At 74.0% G+C, this 15,667-nt stretch carries 16 protein-coding genes; 11 read left to right on the top strand and 5 right to left on the bottom strand.

Features of this window, described 5'->3' with window-relative positions; all coding sequences use genetic code 11:
• Positions 1-14 precede the first annotated feature (14 nt).
• From ACFWXO_RS21930 to ACFWXO_RS21880, 11 genes are all read left to right on the top strand, one after another.
• A complete protein-coding gene (locus ACFWXO_RS21930) occupies positions 15-1,061 on the top strand; it encodes a Gfo/Idh/MocA family protein (RefSeq protein ID WP_380525451.1) in 1,047 nt (348 codons plus the stop codon).
• The gene (locus tag ACFWXO_RS21925) at positions 1,043-2,650 is read left to right on the top strand and encodes a glycosyltransferase family 4 protein (RefSeq protein ID WP_380525450.1); all 1,608 of its coding nucleotides are present in this window, start codon (positions 1,043-1,045) and stop codon (positions 2,648-2,650) included. Before ACFWXO_RS21930 ends, ACFWXO_RS21925 begins: the two co-directional genes overlap by 19 nt.
• Positions 2,647-3,258 (top strand): HAD family hydrolase, encoded by a 612-nt coding sequence (locus ACFWXO_RS21920; RefSeq protein ID WP_380525449.1) that lies wholly within the window; start codon positions 2,647-2,649, stop codon positions 3,256-3,258. The genes ACFWXO_RS21925 and ACFWXO_RS21920 overlap by 4 nt, the downstream gene beginning before the upstream one ends.
• 90 nt (positions 3,259-3,348) lie before the next feature.
• A complete protein-coding gene (locus ACFWXO_RS21915) occupies positions 3,349-3,807 on the top strand; it encodes an RpiB/LacA/LacB family sugar-phosphate isomerase (protein ID WP_380525448.1) in 459 nt (152 codons plus the stop codon).
• A gap of 47 nt (positions 3,808-3,854) precedes the next feature.
• A complete protein-coding gene (locus ACFWXO_RS21910) occupies positions 3,855-5,057 on the top strand; it encodes a DegT/DnrJ/EryC1/StrS family aminotransferase (protein WP_380525447.1) in 1,203 nt (400 codons plus the stop codon).
• Between the two features lie 83 nt (positions 5,058-5,140).
• Positions 5,141-6,925, top strand: coding sequence for a B12-binding domain-containing radical SAM protein (locus tag ACFWXO_RS21905; protein ID WP_380525446.1), 1,785 nt, complete (start codon positions 5,141-5,143; stop codon positions 6,923-6,925).
• Positions 6,922-7,773 carry a nucleoside phosphorylase gene (locus ACFWXO_RS21900; protein WP_380525445.1) on the top strand — a complete coding sequence of 284 codons (852 nt, stop codon included), beginning with the start codon at positions 6,922-6,924 and terminating at the stop codon, positions 7,771-7,773. Before ACFWXO_RS21905 ends, ACFWXO_RS21900 begins: the two co-directional genes overlap by 4 nt.
• A 47-nt stretch (positions 7,774-7,820) precedes the next feature.
• Positions 7,821-8,558: a hypothetical protein gene (locus ACFWXO_RS21895; protein ID WP_380525444.1), complete on the top strand. Its 738-nt coding sequence runs from the start codon at positions 7,821-7,823 to the stop codon at positions 8,556-8,558.
• A gap of 139 nt (positions 8,559-8,697) precedes the next feature.
• Complete coding sequence (locus ACFWXO_RS21890; RefSeq protein ID WP_380525443.1) at positions 8,698-9,015, top strand: hypothetical protein; 318 nt, start codon at positions 8,698-8,700, stop codon at positions 9,013-9,015.
• A gap of 222 nt (positions 9,016-9,237) precedes the next feature.
• Positions 9,238-9,741, top strand: a complete 504-nt coding sequence (locus ACFWXO_RS21885) for a hypothetical protein (RefSeq protein WP_380525442.1) — start codon at positions 9,238-9,240, stop codon at positions 9,739-9,741.
• Positions 9,742-9,903: 162 nt separating this feature from the next.
• Positions 9,904-10,419 (top strand): hypothetical protein, encoded by a 516-nt coding sequence (locus ACFWXO_RS21880; RefSeq protein ID WP_380525441.1) that lies wholly within the window; start codon positions 9,904-9,906, stop codon positions 10,417-10,419.
• A 300-nt stretch (positions 10,420-10,719) separates the two neighbouring features.
• On the opposite strand, the gene ACFWXO_RS21875 is transcribed toward ACFWXO_RS21880, so the two are convergent.
• From ACFWXO_RS21875 to ACFWXO_RS21855, 5 genes are read right to left on the bottom strand one after another with little or no spacing between them, the layout of a single operon-like run.
• Positions 10,720-11,658, bottom strand: coding sequence for a hypothetical protein (locus tag ACFWXO_RS21875; protein WP_380525440.1), 939 nt, complete (start codon positions 11,656-11,658; stop codon positions 10,720-10,722).
• A 38-nt stretch (positions 11,659-11,696) separates the two neighbouring features.
• Positions 11,697-12,932, bottom strand: a complete 1,236-nt coding sequence (locus ACFWXO_RS21870; RefSeq protein WP_380525439.1) for a hypothetical protein — start codon at positions 12,930-12,932, stop codon at positions 11,697-11,699.
• Between the two features lie 17 nt (positions 12,933-12,949).
• Positions 12,950-13,990 (bottom strand): hypothetical protein, encoded by a 1,041-nt coding sequence (locus ACFWXO_RS21865; protein WP_380525438.1) that lies wholly within the window; start codon positions 13,988-13,990, stop codon positions 12,950-12,952.
• Complete coding sequence (locus ACFWXO_RS21860; RefSeq protein ID WP_380525437.1) at positions 13,987-14,601, bottom strand: helix-turn-helix transcriptional regulator; 615 nt, start codon at positions 14,599-14,601, stop codon at positions 13,987-13,989. The genes ACFWXO_RS21865 and ACFWXO_RS21860 overlap by 4 nt, the downstream gene beginning before the upstream one ends.
• Positions 14,598-15,545: a hypothetical protein gene (locus ACFWXO_RS21855; RefSeq protein WP_380525436.1), complete on the bottom strand. Its 948-nt coding sequence runs from the start codon at positions 15,543-15,545 to the stop codon at positions 14,598-14,600. The genes ACFWXO_RS21860 and ACFWXO_RS21855 overlap by 4 nt, the downstream gene beginning before the upstream one ends.
• Positions 15,546-15,667 lie beyond the last annotated feature (122 nt).

Here is a 15,667-nt window from a genome sequence, read left to right as displayed (position 1 = left end):
TCGGAGCTGCCACCGTGAAACCTCTGCGAGCCGCCGTCATCGGCCTGGGCTGGGCGGGTGAGGTCCATGCGCGGGCCCTGGCCCAGATGCCCGGTGTCGACCTGGTCGCCCTGGCCGACCCGGACCCCTCCCGCCGCGCCGCCTTCCCCGGGCACCGCACCACCGCCAACGCCGACGAGCTGCTGTGCCTCGACCTCGACTACTGCGTCGTGGCCACCCCCACCGCCACCCACGAGGAGATCGCCACCCAGCTCGCCACGGCCAGCATCGCCGCCCTGGTCGAGAAGCCCCTCGCCCCCGACGCCGCCGCGGCCTGGCGCATCGCCGACGCCTTCCAGCGCACCGGCGTCCTCGCGGCCGCCGGCCACACCGAGCGCCACAACGCCGCCAACGCCGAACTCGCCCGCCGCCTCCACCGCGGCGACCACGGCACCCTCTGGCAGGTCAGCACCCGCCGCCAGGGTCCCTACCCCGGCCGGATCCGCGACGTCGGCGTCGCCCGGGACCTGGCCGTGCACGACCTCGACCTGCTGGCGTGGTTCACCGGCCAGCCCATCGCCACCATCACGGCCACCACCGCCACCATCGTCGGCCCCTTCGAGGACACCGCCACCGCCACCGCCCTCCTGCGCGACGGCACACTCGGCCATCTCCACGCCGACTGGCTCACCCCCTACAAGCGGCGCAGCGTGGAGGTCCACACCGAGGACGGCGTGCTGGTCGCCGACGCGGTCGCGGGCACCCTCACCCTCCACCCGAACACGGCCGAGCACCGGCGCGAGGCCTTCGTCGGCATCACGCCGGGCAGCGCCCGGCCCATCCCGCTGCCCCGGGTCGAGGCGCCGTTCACCGTGGAGAACCGGCTGATGCTCCAGGCGCTGCAGGGCGGCCCCATCCAGGACCTGGTCTCCCTGGCCGCCGCCGCGACGGCGGTGGCGGCCACCGACACCCTGCTGACGGCGGCCGCCGCCGGCCGGGCCACCACCGTCCGCCGTCGCAACGGATCCGGCACCCGCCCGCCCACCGCCGACGGGAGCAATCCGTGCCGCGCAGAGGCCTGAGGATCGACACGGCCGTCCAGTTCTTTCCCCGCGGCGGCTCCGCCCACGTCGTGAACTACCTCAACCGGGAACTCGCCGCACGGGGCTGCGCCACCACGGTGATGTGCGGCTCGCTGGGGCAGCCGGGCCAGTTCAGCCATGCCCCGACGTTCTACGCCGGGCTGCGGATCGTCCCCTACGACTACAACCCGGCCGCCCGGGCCTACCGGGAGGGGCGCCCGTCCATGGACGGGCAGGCCGCCCCATTCCACCCCTCCTTCGAGGACCGCGGCCCCGCCGCACCCGACCGGCAGGCCACCGCGGTCGGCCCCGCCACCTTCACCCACCTGATCGGCGCCTGGCACCGCCAGCTCGCCCTCCACCGCAGCCGCCGGCCCGACGTCCTGCACCTGCACCACCTCAGCCACCTCCAGGAGGCCGCCCGCCGCGCCTACCCCGCCACGCCCCGGCTGACCACCCTGCACGGCACTGACCTGAAACTCCTGGAACAGGCCCACGCCCACCTCGACCTCGCCCGCCGGGCCGGCACCACCCCCGAACACCTCGCCGCCCTCGCCCGCGCGCCCGAGGGCGAGGGCACGCTCGACCGCCTCGCCCGCAGCGGGGACCTCACGGCGCAGGAAGCCGCCCGGCTCGCCACCACCGACTGGACGCTGTGGTCCCACACCCGCTCCTGGACCCGCGCCATGGAGCACTGGGTACGCCACTGCGGCACCCTCGTCACCGTCTCCGCCAGCGACCGCCGCCAGGCCGCCGCCCTCCTGCCCGTGGCCGAGGAGCAGATCACCGTCGTCCCCAACGGCGCCGACCTGACCCGCTTCACCCCCCGTCTCCTCACCCACGACCAGCGCGTGCAGCACCTGACCACCTGGCTCGTCGACAACCCGCAGGGCTGGGCACCCGGCCAGGACCCCGGCACCGTGCGCTACACCCACGCCGACATCCAACGCCTCGTCACCCCCGAGGGCCGGCTGCGCCCGATCGTGCTCTGGGTCGGCCGCTACCAGCGGGTCAAACGGCTCGGCCTGCTCTTGGACGCTTTCGCCCGCGTTCTGCCCGCCTTAGACCCCCGCCCGGCCCTCGTGCTCTGGGGCGGGGCACCGGGCGAGTGCGAGGGCGAGCACCCGCTGGACGCGGCCCGGCGCCTGGGCATCGAAGCGGACGTCTACCTGGTCGGCTGGCGCGGCCACGACGAACTGCCCACCGGCCTGGCCCTGGCCGACGTCATGGCCGCCCCGGCCGTCAACGAATCGTTCGGCATGGTCTACGTCGAATCCATGGCCGCCGGCACCCCGCCGATCGCCACCCACACCGGCGGCCCCGCCGACTTCATCGCCTCCGACGGCCCCTTCGCCAACGGCTGGACCGTAGTCCCCGACGACGTCGACGACCTCGCCCGCGTCCTGCGCCACGCCCTCACCGACCACGCCGAGCGCCGCCGCCGCGGCGCCAACGCCGCCGCCCTCGCCCGCGCCTCCTACGGCTGGCCCATGATCACCGACCGCTACGCGCAGCTGTACGACGCCCTGCGCCCCGGCCCCGCCCCAGCGGGAACCGGCGAGCCCACCACACCGAAGGACCGCCCGTGACAACCGACATCACCGCCGTGCTGTGCGACATGAACGGCCTGTTCCGGCACTGGCGCAACACCGGCGCCCGCCGGGCCGAACAGCTCGCCGGCCTTGCCCCCGGCACCATCGCGCACTACGCCTACGACCACCCCGCCTACCGCCTGGCCAGGGTCGGCGTCCTCACCGACCAGCAGTGGGCCGACGACGTCGCCGAGCGCCTGGGCACCGACCACGGACCCCGCGCCCGCCAGGCCCTCGCCGCCTGGCGGGCCGACCGCGGCGAAGGCGACCCGCAGATGATCGCCCTGCTGGGCAAGCTGCGCCGCCGCGCGCCGGTAGGGGTGCTGTCGAACTGCACCGACGCGCTGCACGCGGACCTCAAGCAGCACGGCATCGAGTTCGACTTCGTCTTCGCCTCCGCCGACCTCGGGGTGGACAAGCCCTCCCCGCTGGCCTACCGCCTGGCCGCCGAGCGCATGGGCGTTGCCCCGCAGCAGCTGGCCTACTTCGACGACGAGCCGACGTTCGTCACGGCCGCCGCCGCGGCCGGTCTCCACGCCACCCGCTTCCGTGGTGCCGAGCACTTCGCCGCCCACCTGGCATCGCTCGGACTGCCCGTCGCCTGACCGCCCGGCGGCCCCCGGTCCGGCCCGCTCCCCGCCGCGGCGCCCCTGTTCGCAAGCCCGGCGAACAGCTGCCTCGAAAGGACGCCCGACATGCCCGCCCCCCTGCGTATCGCCCTCGGCTCCGACCCCGCCGGCTCCGCCTACCGCCGCTGCCTGGCCGCCGACCTCACCGCCAACCGGCTCGTCGGCGAGGTCATCACCCTCGGCGGCGACACCCCCCAGCCGTACCCGCTCGTCGCGTTCGCAGGCGCCCAGCTCGTGGCCTCCGGAGCAGCCGACCGCGCCCTGCTGGTGTGCCACACCGGGGCCGGCATGGCGATCGCCGCGAACAAGGTCCGCGGTGTACGGGCCGCCACCTGCCGCACCGCCTACGAGGTGGCCCACGCCGTCACCTACAACAACGCGCAGGTGCTGTGCCTGGGCCAGGGCCTCATGCCCCTGGGGCAGGCCCTGCTCCTGACCCGGTTCTGGCTCACCCAGCACTTCGACCCGGCCAGCCGGGCCGCCGAGAAGGTGGCGCTGATCACCGCCTCCGAGCAGCACCCGTAACCGGGCCCCCACCACACCTGTCGTCGAACCCGCCCTTGGAGACCGTCATGCCCGTCGACACCCTGACCGTCCCGCGCACCTCGGCCCCGCTGCGGTGGCCGGTCGAACCGCAGACCGGCGGTTGGTACACCGACGCCGAGAAGCAGGCCCTGCTCCGCGTCGTCGAGGCCTCGCTCGACTGGCGCCACGGCTGGCGCGGCCCCGAGGAAGAGATCTTCGAGGCCGCGTTCGCCCGACGCACCTCGGCCGCCCACGCGGTCGCGTTCAACGCCGGCGGCACCGCCCTGGAGATGGTCCTGCACAGCCTGGAGCTGACCGACGGCGACGAGGTCGTCTCCTGCGCCGTCAACTTCGTCGGCCCGCACCTGGCGGTGATCCACCAGGGCGGCCGGCTCGTCCTGGCCGAGCCCGACCCGCTGACCCTGAACCTCGACCCCGCCGACGTGGAACGGGTGCTCAGCCCGCGGACCCGGGCCATCCTGGTCACCCACTGGAACGGGGCGACCGCCGACATCCAGGCCTTCCTCGACCTGGCCGCCCGCAACCCCCACCCCCAGTACGGCCCGCCGGTCGTGATCGTGGACGCCGCCCGGGCCTGCGGCGCCACCACCCCGGCCGGCCTGCCGGTCGGCAAGGAGGGCTGGGCCACCGTCTTCTCCTTCGAGCGGAAGAAGCTCATGACCACGCTCGGCCAGGGCGGCATGGTCACCACCGACGACGAGCAGCTCGCGGAGCAGCTGCGCCGCCTGCGCGCCTACGGCGGCACCGGGCACTGGGGTACCAAGCAGATGCTCACCGGCGCCCAGGCCGCCGTGGGCCTGGTGCAGCTGGAGCGTCTGGACGAGATGCTCGACGCGCGGATCGGCCGGGCGCACCGGCGCAGCGAGCGCCTGGCGGGCATCGGGGAGCTGACCCTGCCGCCGACCCTCCACCGGCGCGAGCACGTCTACTACCGCTACAACCTGCTCGTCCCCGACGCGTGGGCAGGCGAGGGCCGCTACGCGCTGATGGACCGCCTCGCCGAACAGTTCGGGGTCGGCAGCATGATCAACGACCGGCCGACCTACCTCAGCCACGCCCTCATCCGCTCCCGCACCGAGGGCCAGCACTGCCCGCGCGCCGAGCAGCTGACCGGCCGGCTGCTGTGCCCCATCCTCCACCCGCTGATCACCGAGTCCGAGGAGGAGGAGATCTGCGAGGCGATCCGCCGCTCCACCGAGTACCTCGTCGTCGCCCGGCCCGGCACCTGACCTTCCCGACCAACCCCGGCCCGGCACGGCGGCCGGCACCCGGATTACCACCCCACCCACCCCTGCAGACGACGAGGTGCACCATGTCCGAACTCGCAACCGAGATCGACGCCATCCGCCGGCGCGAGATCCACCTCACCGGGCCCTACCCGGCCCCCGACCCGGACGGTCTGCGCGTCGTCCTGCTCTCCCCCTACGGCCACGCCTACTCCCTGCTCGCCACCGGCATGCAGGCCCTCTACGAGAAGATCAACCGCGACGCCCGCGTCCCCGCCCACGCCGAACGCGCCCACGTCTACGACTGCCTGACCCGCGACGGGAACCGCCTGAGCACCCCCGACGGCGAACCGCTGCGCACCATCGAGAACCCGGCCCCCGTCGCCGACGCGGACCTCCTCGGGATCGGCGTCACCAACGCCGGAGCGCTGCACACGGTCCTGGGCCTGCTCGACCTGGCCGGCATCCCGCGCCGCTGCGCCGACCGCTCCCAGGGCCGCCACCCCCTGCTGATCGGCGGCTCCGGCGGCCTGGCCAACCCCGAGCCCCTGGCCGACTACCTGGACATCGTCGCGCTCGGCGACGCCGAGGAATCCCTGGCCGCGCTGATCCGGCTGCTCCACGGACACCGCGGCGCCCCGCGCGAACAGGTCCTCACCAAGGCCGCCCAGATCCCCGGCCTGTACGTCCCCCAGCTGTACGAGGCCGACCTGCTCCCCGGCGGCGGCCTCACCCGCATCCGCCCCCGCACCCCGGCCGCACCGGCGAGCGTGCGGGCGCAGCACCTGCCCGTCCACGCCCTGGGCCGCGCCCACTTCGCCTCGACGATCAGCGACGGGACCTGCTCGGTCCTCGTCCCCACCTTCGGCTGCAAGCACTCCTGCCGCTTCTGCACCCTGGGCACCCCCGACTTCCGGCAGGCCCCACTGGCCACCCTGATCGAAGCCGTCGACACGCTGGAGGAGCGGGGCATCCGGCAGATCATCATCAGCTCGCCGACGTTCACCCAGTTCCGGCACCGCGGGAAACTGCTGGACCGGATCCGCCAGTACGCCGACCGCTCACCCGAACCCGTCACCACCATCATCGGCAGCGTCCGCGCCGACGAGGTCTCCGGCGACTACCTCGACCAGGTCGCCAGCCTCGGCGACTTCGGGCACCTGTTCACCGAGCTGAACCTCGCCCCGAGCCGCGGGATCCTGACCATCGCGCCGGAGTCCGCCGCACCCGATCTGGTCCGCATCCTCGGCAAGACCATGGACGCCGCTCGCGTCAACCGGGCCATCGACCTGTGCCACGAACGCCCCGAGTTCACCACCGTGATGCTGTACTTCATCGTCGGCATCCCCGGCGAGACGCAGGCAGACCGCCTGGCCATCGCGGACTACGCCCTCGACATCCACCAGCGCCTGGGCCGCACCGACGGCCAGGTCATCGTCAAGGTGCAGCAGTTCATGCCCAAGCCGACGACCCCCAGCCAGCGCCTGGAGATGGCCGACCCCGACCTGGTGGAGGGCTGGAACGACGCGATCCGCGAACGCCTGCGCAGCCTGGCCGGCACCGAACTGTACGAGCGCAGCTTCCGGGTCCAATGGGGCGAGACCAGCCGCCTGCTGCTGGAGGCGGTCTGCCTGCGCGGGGACCGCCGCGTCGGTCACGTCCTCGAAGACCTCCACGACGCCGACGTCGACCTCAGCCGCATCACCCGACCCCAGCTGAGCGCCGCCCTCGCCGCCCACGGGCTCGACTTCTCCCAGCACCTGCGGGACATGGCCGGCGAGGTCCTGCCCTGGGACATCGTCAACACGGTCGACCCGGCCGCCGAACAGGACCTGGCCGAACGCCTCACCGAGCGCGCGGCCACCCGATGAGCAGCCCGGCACCGACCGCCTTCCCCGCCCTCCCCGGCAAGCACGCCCTCCCCTCGCTGACGGACCCCGCCGAGCACGCCGCCTACATCCGCTCACGACACCCCGGTGCCGACCTCTCCCCCTACCTCGGGACCGTCCTCCTCTACCAGGACCGCCTGCTGCGGCAGGCCGCTCGCGACGTAGCGCTGCGCCCCCTCGGCAGGTGGGTCTCGGGGGAACTCCACGCCCTTGGCAACGGGGTCGTGCTCTGCTCGGGGTTCGGCCGGGGCGCGCCTGCCGCAGCACTCGTGGTCGAACAGCTGATCGCGCTGGGGATCGGCAGCATCATCACCGTCGGCACCGCCGCCGCACTGCACCCGGAGCTGGCTCCCGGCAGCATCGTGGTCTGCGAGCGCGCCCTGCGCGACGAGGGCCTGTCCCACCACTACCGTCCACCGAGCCGCTTCGCCGAACCCGACCGCCCCCTGACCGATCGCCTCGCCGCTGCGCTGGCCGGCACGCAGGCGGTCCGGATCGGAGGGACATGGACAACGGACGCCCTGTACCGGGAGACCGAAGCCGAGGTGTCCCGGTACGCGACCGAGGGCCTGCTGACCGCGGACATGGAGGCCGCCGCCGTCCTGACGGTCGCCGAGTACCGCTCGGCGTCGGCGGCCGCTGCCTTCGCGGTGGCCGACTCCCTCGCCCAGCGCACACCTCGCCGACACCTTCCGTCCACCGACGACGCACTCGCCGTCCTACTCCACGCCGCGATCCGCACCTTCACGCAGGCGCCGCCGAGCGAGCACGCAAGCGATCTCGTCCGACCCGCCGACCCCGGGCCGGACAAGAACCGCGCTACCGGCTGAACCGCATCGCGCAGCGCACCGCCACCGCCTCCGACAAGGGGAATCCCATGCCCACGCCCCCGAACCGCGCCGTGTCCCGACAGCCCCGCATCCTGGTCGACGGACTCGACATGTCCGGCAAAACGACCCTGGTCGACACGCTCCTCGAACAGCTCGGCGCCGCCGAAGTCCCGGCGATACGGCACCGCGGCATGCTCGCCCCGCACCACCCCCTGGCGAAGGCCCTCGAACACCTCCCCCTGGAACACCAGTACCGGTCCAGCGGCATCACAGCCGCCTACCTCCTCGCCTTCGCGCTGGACGCCGCACTGGAGCGCTTCGACCCGCCACATCGCGGGAACGCGGTCCTGGTCCAGGAGGGCTACGTCGACCGGACGATCGCCGTGGGCCTGGCCGGCGGCCCCTTCCTTCCCGCAGCCCTCAGCCTGTGGGCCGCACCGCACTTCCCAGTGTTCGACGTCGCCGTATACCTCCACGCCCCCGTCGCCGTACGCCGGGACCGGCTTCGCCGACGGGCCCAGCCCGATGCCGGCGATCAGCACAGTGTCGACGACGAGGGCTTCGCCGATCGATTCACCTCGGCGATGCTCCACTTCCTGGGCCGCCGTCACCGCAAACTCCTGGTCTTCGACTCCTCCCAATGCCGTCCGGAGGAGATGGCACGCCAGGTCCTGGAAGCCGCCGCTCTGCCCACGACAGTCCCCTCCCCGCCCGCAGACTCGGCCTGCTCACCGCCGAGCCCGGACCGAGCCAACTCCTCGACACCACCAAGACCCTCCCGGTGACCTCCTCCGACATGGCCGCCCGCCATGGACGCATGGGAACCCCGGAGCGCTGCTCCGCCGACAGCGCAGAATCCACGAAGGCCCGCCCCGGTACGCTCGGCAGTGACCGGGCGGGCAGCAGCTCGTTGACCAGTAGGTGATGAGCGACGAGCACGCCCGGATCGACGCGGCGACCTGCGCCGCGACCACGGCGGCGAGCACCCTGGTGGACGTGGTGATGGCTGCCGGGACCCTGCCGCCGGCTGCGGCCATCGCGATCCTGGAGACAGTCGGCACCCTCATCGCCGCCCTCCAGGAGCAGGGCGGACCCGCCCTGACGCTGCTCCGGCCGACCCACCAGGCCCTGGGCGAGGTACGACAGCTGCTGATCGCCGACGTGGACGGTGAGCGCGACCGGCGGCCTGCCTCCCGGTCTCTGGCCCGGGTCCTCGACCACATCGCCGCCAAGTACCAGTAGACCATCCCTCCACGTCGATCACACCGCCGAGGAGTCCGGTGGACCATCCTCAGACCGACATGTCGCGGATGCCGTGAGGAAGGTGCTGGCTGCTCACGTCCAGCTCGGCGACGAGGCGCTGGCCCTGTAGAGGCCGAAGAGGTCACGGTCTCCGAAGGCCGTCTCGGCACGGTGCGCAGGATGCGGGACGGCCTCGCCACTGTGGCCGGGATGCTGATCTAGGTGGCCGACCGCCTGCTCGTCCTCCACGGCGGCACCGTCCTGGGCATCGACGGCTCCACCAGTTGGTCAGCCGACGGTCAGCGGGTAACCCAACTGCCGACGTTCGCCACGCAACAGACGCAGCTCCTGGAGGCCCGGCAGGTCATGAGCTACCTGCCGGAGAACCTGGACAGGGCCTTCGCGGCCACCAGGCGGCGGCCGACCCTCCTCGTACGGGAGCCCGCCCGGACCAGTGCCGCGCTGCTGAGTCTGCGGGACGGCATCCTCGCCGTCGGCGAGGAATTGGGCCTGCGCGACCTCGCCGACTCGGCCAGGGAATGCCAGCAGGCCGCGCAGCACCTGGAGCAGCTGCGGGCTCGCATCTGTCCGGCGGCCACCCTCCTCCACCCCGCGCCCGAACCCGCCCGTCCCCTGCCCTCGGTCGAGCTGGTAGTGACCGACGGCGCAGGGCACGAGACCCGTCCGCCGCCCACGCAGCCCACTTCTTCACCGACGCTTATCTGAGCCCCCAGGCCGCCCGCAGGGAAGCGACCCAGGAACCGTCCCCCCGCCGACCAGCGAGAGGAACCCACTCCGTGAGTACCGCGGCATCGCCCGTGGGTGTGGCTCGACTCCGGACCAGCTTCCGCCAGGCCCGTCGCTGCGGCCACGCTGTACGGTCGGCTGATGGATCCTGCCGACCTCCCCCGTCCGAATGAGGCCGCCCCCGGGCCGGCCAGAGTGCTCCCCCAGGGCGCCGTCGTCGAGGGCCTCGTGGACACCGCGCTGGACGCCACTGTGCGTACCGGCGAGGCTGGGGTCGTGCGGCGCCTGATCGCCGAGCTCGGGGCGCTCGGCGGCGACTCGCGATGGGAGGCGGCGTCGCTCCTTCTCGGACTTCTGGCGACTCGGCCGGTCTACGGGCTCGGGGAACAGCAAGGTGTCGAGCGCCTGCGAGCGGTGGCTCGGGCAGCAGAGCCTGTCACCGCGTTGGTGCTGTCGCTCCAGGCCGTCCATCGTGCCGAGGGCGCCAGCGCCGCCCGTGAGACCTGGGAGCAGGCCCCTGAGGCGCTTCGGAAGCTCGCCTTGGCCCAGTTGTTCATCTCGGTCGCCTGCACGATCGGCACGGGCGATGGGCGGCTCGACCCGAAGCGCACGGTGCGGCTCATCCGCGCGGTCGTCATTGATGCTCCCGCCGCCTGAGGGCCACACGAACGGAAAGTCCCGCGGCGCACCGGGGGCGGGGCGGGGCGTCGGGCCGACGACGTCCTGGACGGCGGCGTGGGCCCACTCGGTGTCCAGGTGGGGGTAGCGGGCGATCTCCTGGCAGCGGGCGCGGTGCTCGGCGGAGAGCTGGACGGCGCGGGAGCGGGCGGCTGCGGGCGTGGATTCCGTCGACGCTGACCAGATCGGTCATCAGGTCTCGTCCCCTCGACGCAGTGGCGGTCGTACGGGCCGGCTGTGCGCCCGCCCGGGCCGACCGGCCCGGGCGGGCGGGGCCGTTCAGTGCGTCGTGGCCACCGACTGACAGTCGGCGCACTCTTCTGCGGCGGTGAGCAGCTGGGGCACCGTCAGGGTCTCGGTGCGGTGGCACAGCGCGTGGCGGACGGGCCATGGGCCGTCGGGTGTGTCGGGCTGGGAGAGTGGTTGGAGGCGGTGCGCCCGGATCATGGTGTCGACGCGGCGCAGGAGCATGCCCGGGGTGGGGGGTTTGGTGCGTGTGCGGCGGGCGGCGGCGTGTGCTTCGGTGGCGCAGTGGCGGCAGCGGCTGCCGCCCAGGAGGCCGTTGGGGGTGGGGGCGACCTGGGAGCCGCAGCTGGTGCACAGGCAGCGTTGGGGGATGCGGGTGAGCTGGTAGGACTCCAGGGGGATGAGTCCGGCCTGGAGGGCGCGTTCGTTCGCGGCCTGCCAGCCCAGGCCTGCCTGGCTGCCGGTGGGGATGTCGGCCAGGGCCCGGCAGGCGCGGCAGGGGTCGTCGGGGGTGAGGTCGGCGGCGGCTGCGGCGGTGGTGATGACGACGTTGCCGCAGGTGTCGTGGCGTGCTCGCCAGGGGTAGTGCCAGTAGCCGGGGTAGGGCTCGATCTGCTGGTAGCCGGCCGGGGCGAGGACGGTGGCGGACCGGGCGGCCGCGTCGGTGGCGGCGGCGCTGGTGCACTGCGGGCAGGCGGCCACGGTGTGCAGGTTCCTGAGGGCGAGGACGAGTTCGTGTCCGCAGTCGCGGCGGCATCGCATGGGGGTGTTGCTGTCGATGTGGGGCTGGAGGATGGTGAGTCCTCGGGCCTTGAAGTGGTTGGTGTACGTGGCGTCGAGGAGGATGTTCACCGGTCCTGGCCTGCCTCGGCGGTGCGGGCGGCGGCCAGGGTCGGTGCAGACAGCCGCCTGGCCGTAGGCGAAGCGGCCGGGTGGGAAGAGCGGGTCGGTGTCGAAGTGGAACGGGGGCATGCCGGTCGGTCCGATCGGTCGTGGCGGGTTGGTGGCGGTCAGCGGCTGGGCGGCTGGCGCTCGATGACGCCGGCCGCGGCGAGGTCCCCGTACAGGGCGTGGTGTTCCCGGTCGGTCATGGGGCGTTCGGTGTCCGGCGGGAGGAGGCCGTCGGCGGCGTGCGCGGTGGAGGTGCGGGGGCCGCAGAGCGTGAGGGTGGTGGTGTCGGGCCGCATCAGCGTCCGGTGTGCGAGGGCGGTGCCCAGGGTGTAGGAGCTGCCGGGCAGTTCGGTGGTGGTGACGGCCGGGCGCAGCTGGTCGGCGGTGAAGGGGCCGGTGTTCCAGCCGTCGGTGCGGGTGTGGACGGTGTGGAGGTAGCCGCCGGTGAGGACGCGGGCGCCGTGGGGGTGGGCGTGGTGGCGCGGCGGGAGGTGGTGGTCGGGGCGGTGGTTGGTGTTGAGGCGCAGTTCGAAGCCGTGCTCGGGGCGCAGGCACAGGACGACGCGGTCCAGGAGCGGGGTGGTGCGGCTGGCGTCGTAGCGCTGGTAGTCGTAGACGGCGGTGGTGACCAGGTAGGAGAGGGAGGTCCGGTTGACGGCGAGGTAGTGGAGGACGTCCTGCTGGGCGTGGATCTTGGGCAGGTCGGCGCCGATCAGGCCGGGGATGTCCTCGGGCCGGGTGAAGGGCCAGTGGGGGAGGCCGTCCAAGCGGCGGGCAAGGCGGGCCCGGGCTCCCTTCACGGCGACCTCGTAGTCGGCCTCGTCGAGCGGGCGGGCGTGCGGAACGTTGAGGCGGTGGTGGGTCAGGACGAGCTGGACGCCGTCGGCGGGGCCGGTGAGTTCGACCGTGGCGCCCGCGTGGAGGACGGCCAGCTGGCCGGGGTTGAGGGTGCGCAGGTACTGGGGCCGGCGCTGGTCGACGTCGTCCTGGTGGCGGAACAGGGCCAGGTCCAGGGTGCCGGTGAGGGGCAGCAGGATGCTGGTGTGGTCGGCGGGCCTCGGCGGGGTGGGGGTGCCGTCGGGCAGGCGCAGGTAGAGGGCGGGCTGGCCCTTGGCGGCGTCGGCCAGGAGCAGCAGGGTGTGTCCGGGGGTGGTGTGGGAGCCGGCGGCCAGGGCGGCGGTGTGGGGGGCGGTGTGGTCGAGGAGGTGCAGGAGTTGGCCGGTGGCGGGGGTGAGCCAGCCGTCGGTGATCAGCCGCTCGGGGACGGCGATGCCGGCGGGGTCCTGGGTGAGCAGTTCGGTGGCGGGGGGCAGGAGGAGTTCGGTCGTGGTGCCGCCCGGCAGGGTGAAGAGCATGTGGGGCCTCGTCTCGTTCAGTGGTGTGTGGTCGGTGGCCGGTGCCAGGCCCGGTCCTGCGGGGGGATGGGCGCTCGCACGGGAACGGGCTGGGCGCGGGTGGCCTGTTCGTTGGCGGCGGCCAGCTGGACCCAGCCGGTCACGAGCCGGTCGCGGGCGGCCTCCAGTTCCTCGAAGCCCTGCTCCAGTCTGTTCTGGCCGTGCTGGAGCAGGCGGGCGTCGTCCCGGGTCCGGGCGACGTCGTCGGCGGCGGCGGCCAGCTCGCGGCGGATCTCGCGCAGTTCGCCGCCGACGGTCCCGGCGTCGGTCTCGGTCTGCCGGAGCGCCTCTCGGGCCTGCCGGGCGGCGGTGCGGCAGGCTTCCAGCTCGGCCTGGCCGGCGGTGAGCTCGGCCACGATGCGGGCGAGTTCGGCGCGCCCGCGCCGGAGGTCGCCGCGAAGGGCGGCCGCCTGGGTGACCTGGTCGGCCCACCGCAGCGCCGCGTCCCGGGCGGCCTGCCGCTCGTGCTCGGGCTGCGCGCGGGTCCGGCGCGCCTGCTCGCACGCCGGGTTCGGGCAGGGGTGGTGGTGTTCCAGCGCGCCGATCGCGTGCAGCATGGCGAGGGCCGCGGCCAGGCGCCGCACGCCGAGCCGCTGGTAGACGGCGTACTGCAGCCGACGGGCCGCCTCCAGCCTGATGCCGGCCGCGTCCGCCGCGTCGGCGACGGCCTGGCCCTCGCCGAGCAGGACGAACAGACGCAGCTGCGGGGCCGTCGGTGATCCCGGGGGCCGGTCGGGCACCAGCGGCGGGACGAGTCCGGCGCGGGCCCCGGCCAGGACGAGCTGGCCGTTGGTGCGGGCACCGGTCAGTTTCCGCATCCGCGCCAGTTCCCGGGCCACCACGGGGTGCCCGCAGCCCAGGCTGTGGCCGATCCCGCGGATGTCGTGGCCGACCGCGGTGAGCAGCAGGACGCTGTGCTGGCGGCAGGTGAGGGCGATCCGTTCCCCGCAGGTCGGACACGGGTCGCCTTCGACCCTCTCGTACGGATCGGGCGCCGTGCTCTCCTGGGTGGTGGTCACGAGGGGCTCCCGGTCGGGCAGCGGGGGCAGAACGGGGCGGCGTGCAGCAGCTGCGCGGCGTGGAGGCGGTAGACGGCCGCGGGGCTGCCGGAGGTGCCCAGGGTCCGGCGGGTGCGGGCGAGGGAGTGGGTGACGCTGCCCTCGCGGATGCCGAGCCGTTCGGCGATCTCCGAGACGGCGCGGCCGTCGGCCTGGCTCTGGACGATCTCCAGGTCCCGGCCGGGCAGCGGGTGGGTCAGGCGGGTCGGCTGCGGGAGGAGCAGGCCGCTCCGGCAGGCGTGGTCGACCGCCTGCGGCCAGGTCTCGGCCCCCAGGGCCTGCGCCAGATTCCCCAGCTCGGCCAGGGCGCTGGAGACGCTGGCGTAGGTGCGGCGCGCGATCTGGTCGGTCGACAGGTCGGCGGCCAGCCACGTCAGCAGGCTCGCCTCGGACGAGCTGAGGGTGACCGTCGTACAGCAGACCCGGCAGAGTGTGCCGACGGTGCGGGCCGCCGGCGGGCTGAACACCGGGCCGGGAACCGGGTTGGTGTTGGGCCGGTGGACCCAGGCCGGCGGGTAGCCGGGGCGCAGCGGGACGAGGCCGACGGTGTCGGAGGTCTCGGGGGTCGTCATCGCTGCCCCCAGTTCCATGGGAGCTGGTGGGCGCCGCGCAGGCATGCGATCTGGTGGGCGGCCCGCTGGCGGGCGGTGCCGTAGAGGTGGGATCGGCGCACGGTCTCCATCACGGCGGTCAGGACGACGACGTCCCGGACGGTCTGGTAGTCCGGCCAGGCGCCGATCTGGTCGTAGGGCACGAGGTCGGGCCGGGCCCGGGAGGTGTAGGCCGACGTGTACGCGTGGAGGTCGACGGGGTGTCCGCGCAGCAGCTCGGTGCGCCAGCGGGCGGCGACGAGGTCCCACTCGCGGCGGCCGAGCCGCAGCGGGCGTCGCAGGAGCAGCCGCGGGCAGCGGCCGTCGTCGTAGCAGGCCGCCGTACGGGTGTCGCCGAGGATGACGGTGGGCGGGGTCGGCCACACGATGCGCTCCCACTCCTCGCGCAGCCGGGCGGCGTGTTCGCGCAGGAACCACTGGCCGGCCTCGTCCACGTCGGCGTCGGCCAGCGCGTCCAGCAGGCCGTCGAACGGGTCGTGGGGCTCCAGCCACAGCGCCGACTTGGGGTGGATGCTGTGGACGGCGGCGGTCACCCACGCGCTCACTGCGGGGTCGCCGTGGCGCCGCCCAGGCTGGTGCCAGAAGGTCACGGCCCGCGCGCCGTGGGTACGGACGTGGCGGTAGTGCGGGCGGACGACGGGCACCGGCTGCTGCTCCAGCAGCTGGGCGCCGCGCAGCAGGGCCCAGGCCTCGTCCAGGCTGGTGTGCACCATGGCGACCGCGTCCGAGGCGGGCAGCGACCACCGGTGGAGGTCCGGGTGCTCGCTGACCAGCTCGGCCCCGTCGGCGGTGTCGCCGGTGTCCACGCAGGCCTGGGTCACGGCCGAGTAGGAGGCCGTGATCCGTTGACGGCGGGCCACCTTGGCGGCCTTGAGCAGGATGCTGGTGGTCGGTCCGACGCTCACGGGGTTTCTCGGGTACGAAGTCGGTGGACAAGGTGGTGGTGGTGGTCCGGGACGGCGCCTCCCACCGGTAGCCGGCCCGGACCCCCCGGCCCCGGGCGGGGGGGCCCGGGCCGGAACGGACA

The organism is Kitasatospora sp. NPDC059088, assembly GCF_042738155.1.
Lineage (GTDB): Bacteria > Actinomycetota > Actinomycetes > Streptomycetales > Streptomycetaceae > Kitasatospora.
Note: the sequence above shows the minus strand (reverse complement) of the source record. Positions and strands in the feature narration are given on the sequence as shown.

Bases quoted from the DNA above. Each gene is read 5' to 3' on its own strand.
- ACFWXO_RS21915 (WP_380525448.1), top strand. From the start codon at position 3,349: ATGCCCGCCCCCCTGCGTATCGCCCTCGGCTCCGACCCCGCCGGCTCC.
- ACFWXO_RS21910 (WP_380525447.1), top strand. From the start codon at position 3,855: ATGCCCGTCGACACCCTGACCGTCCCGCGCACCTCGGCCCCGCTGCGG.
- ACFWXO_RS21905 (WP_380525446.1), top strand. From the start codon at position 5,141: ATGTCCGAACTCGCAACCGAGATCGACGCCATCCGCCGGCGCGAGATC.
- ACFWXO_RS21900 (WP_380525445.1), top strand. From the start codon at position 6,922: ATGAGCAGCCCGGCACCGACCGCCTTCCCCGCCCTCCCCGGCAAGCAC.
- ACFWXO_RS21895 (WP_380525444.1), top strand. From the start codon at position 7,821: ATGCCCACGCCCCCGAACCGCGCCGTGTCCCGACAGCCCCGCATCCTG.
- ACFWXO_RS21890 (WP_380525443.1), top strand. From the start codon at position 8,698: ATGAGCGACGAGCACGCCCGGATCGACGCGGCGACCTGCGCCGCGACC.
- ACFWXO_RS21880 (WP_380525441.1), top strand. From the start codon at position 9,904: ATGGATCCTGCCGACCTCCCCCGTCCGAATGAGGCCGCCCCCGGGCCG.
- ACFWXO_RS21875 (WP_380525440.1), bottom strand. From the start codon at position 11,658: ATGCCCCCGTTCCACTTCGACACCGACCCGCTCTTCCCACCCGGCCGC.
- ACFWXO_RS21870 (WP_380525439.1), bottom strand. From the start codon at position 12,932: ATGCTCTTCACCCTGCCGGGCGGCACCACGACCGAACTCCTCCTGCCC.
- ACFWXO_RS21860 (WP_380525437.1), bottom strand. From the start codon at position 14,601: ATGACGACCCCCGAGACCTCCGACACCGTCGGCCTCGTCCCGCTGCGC.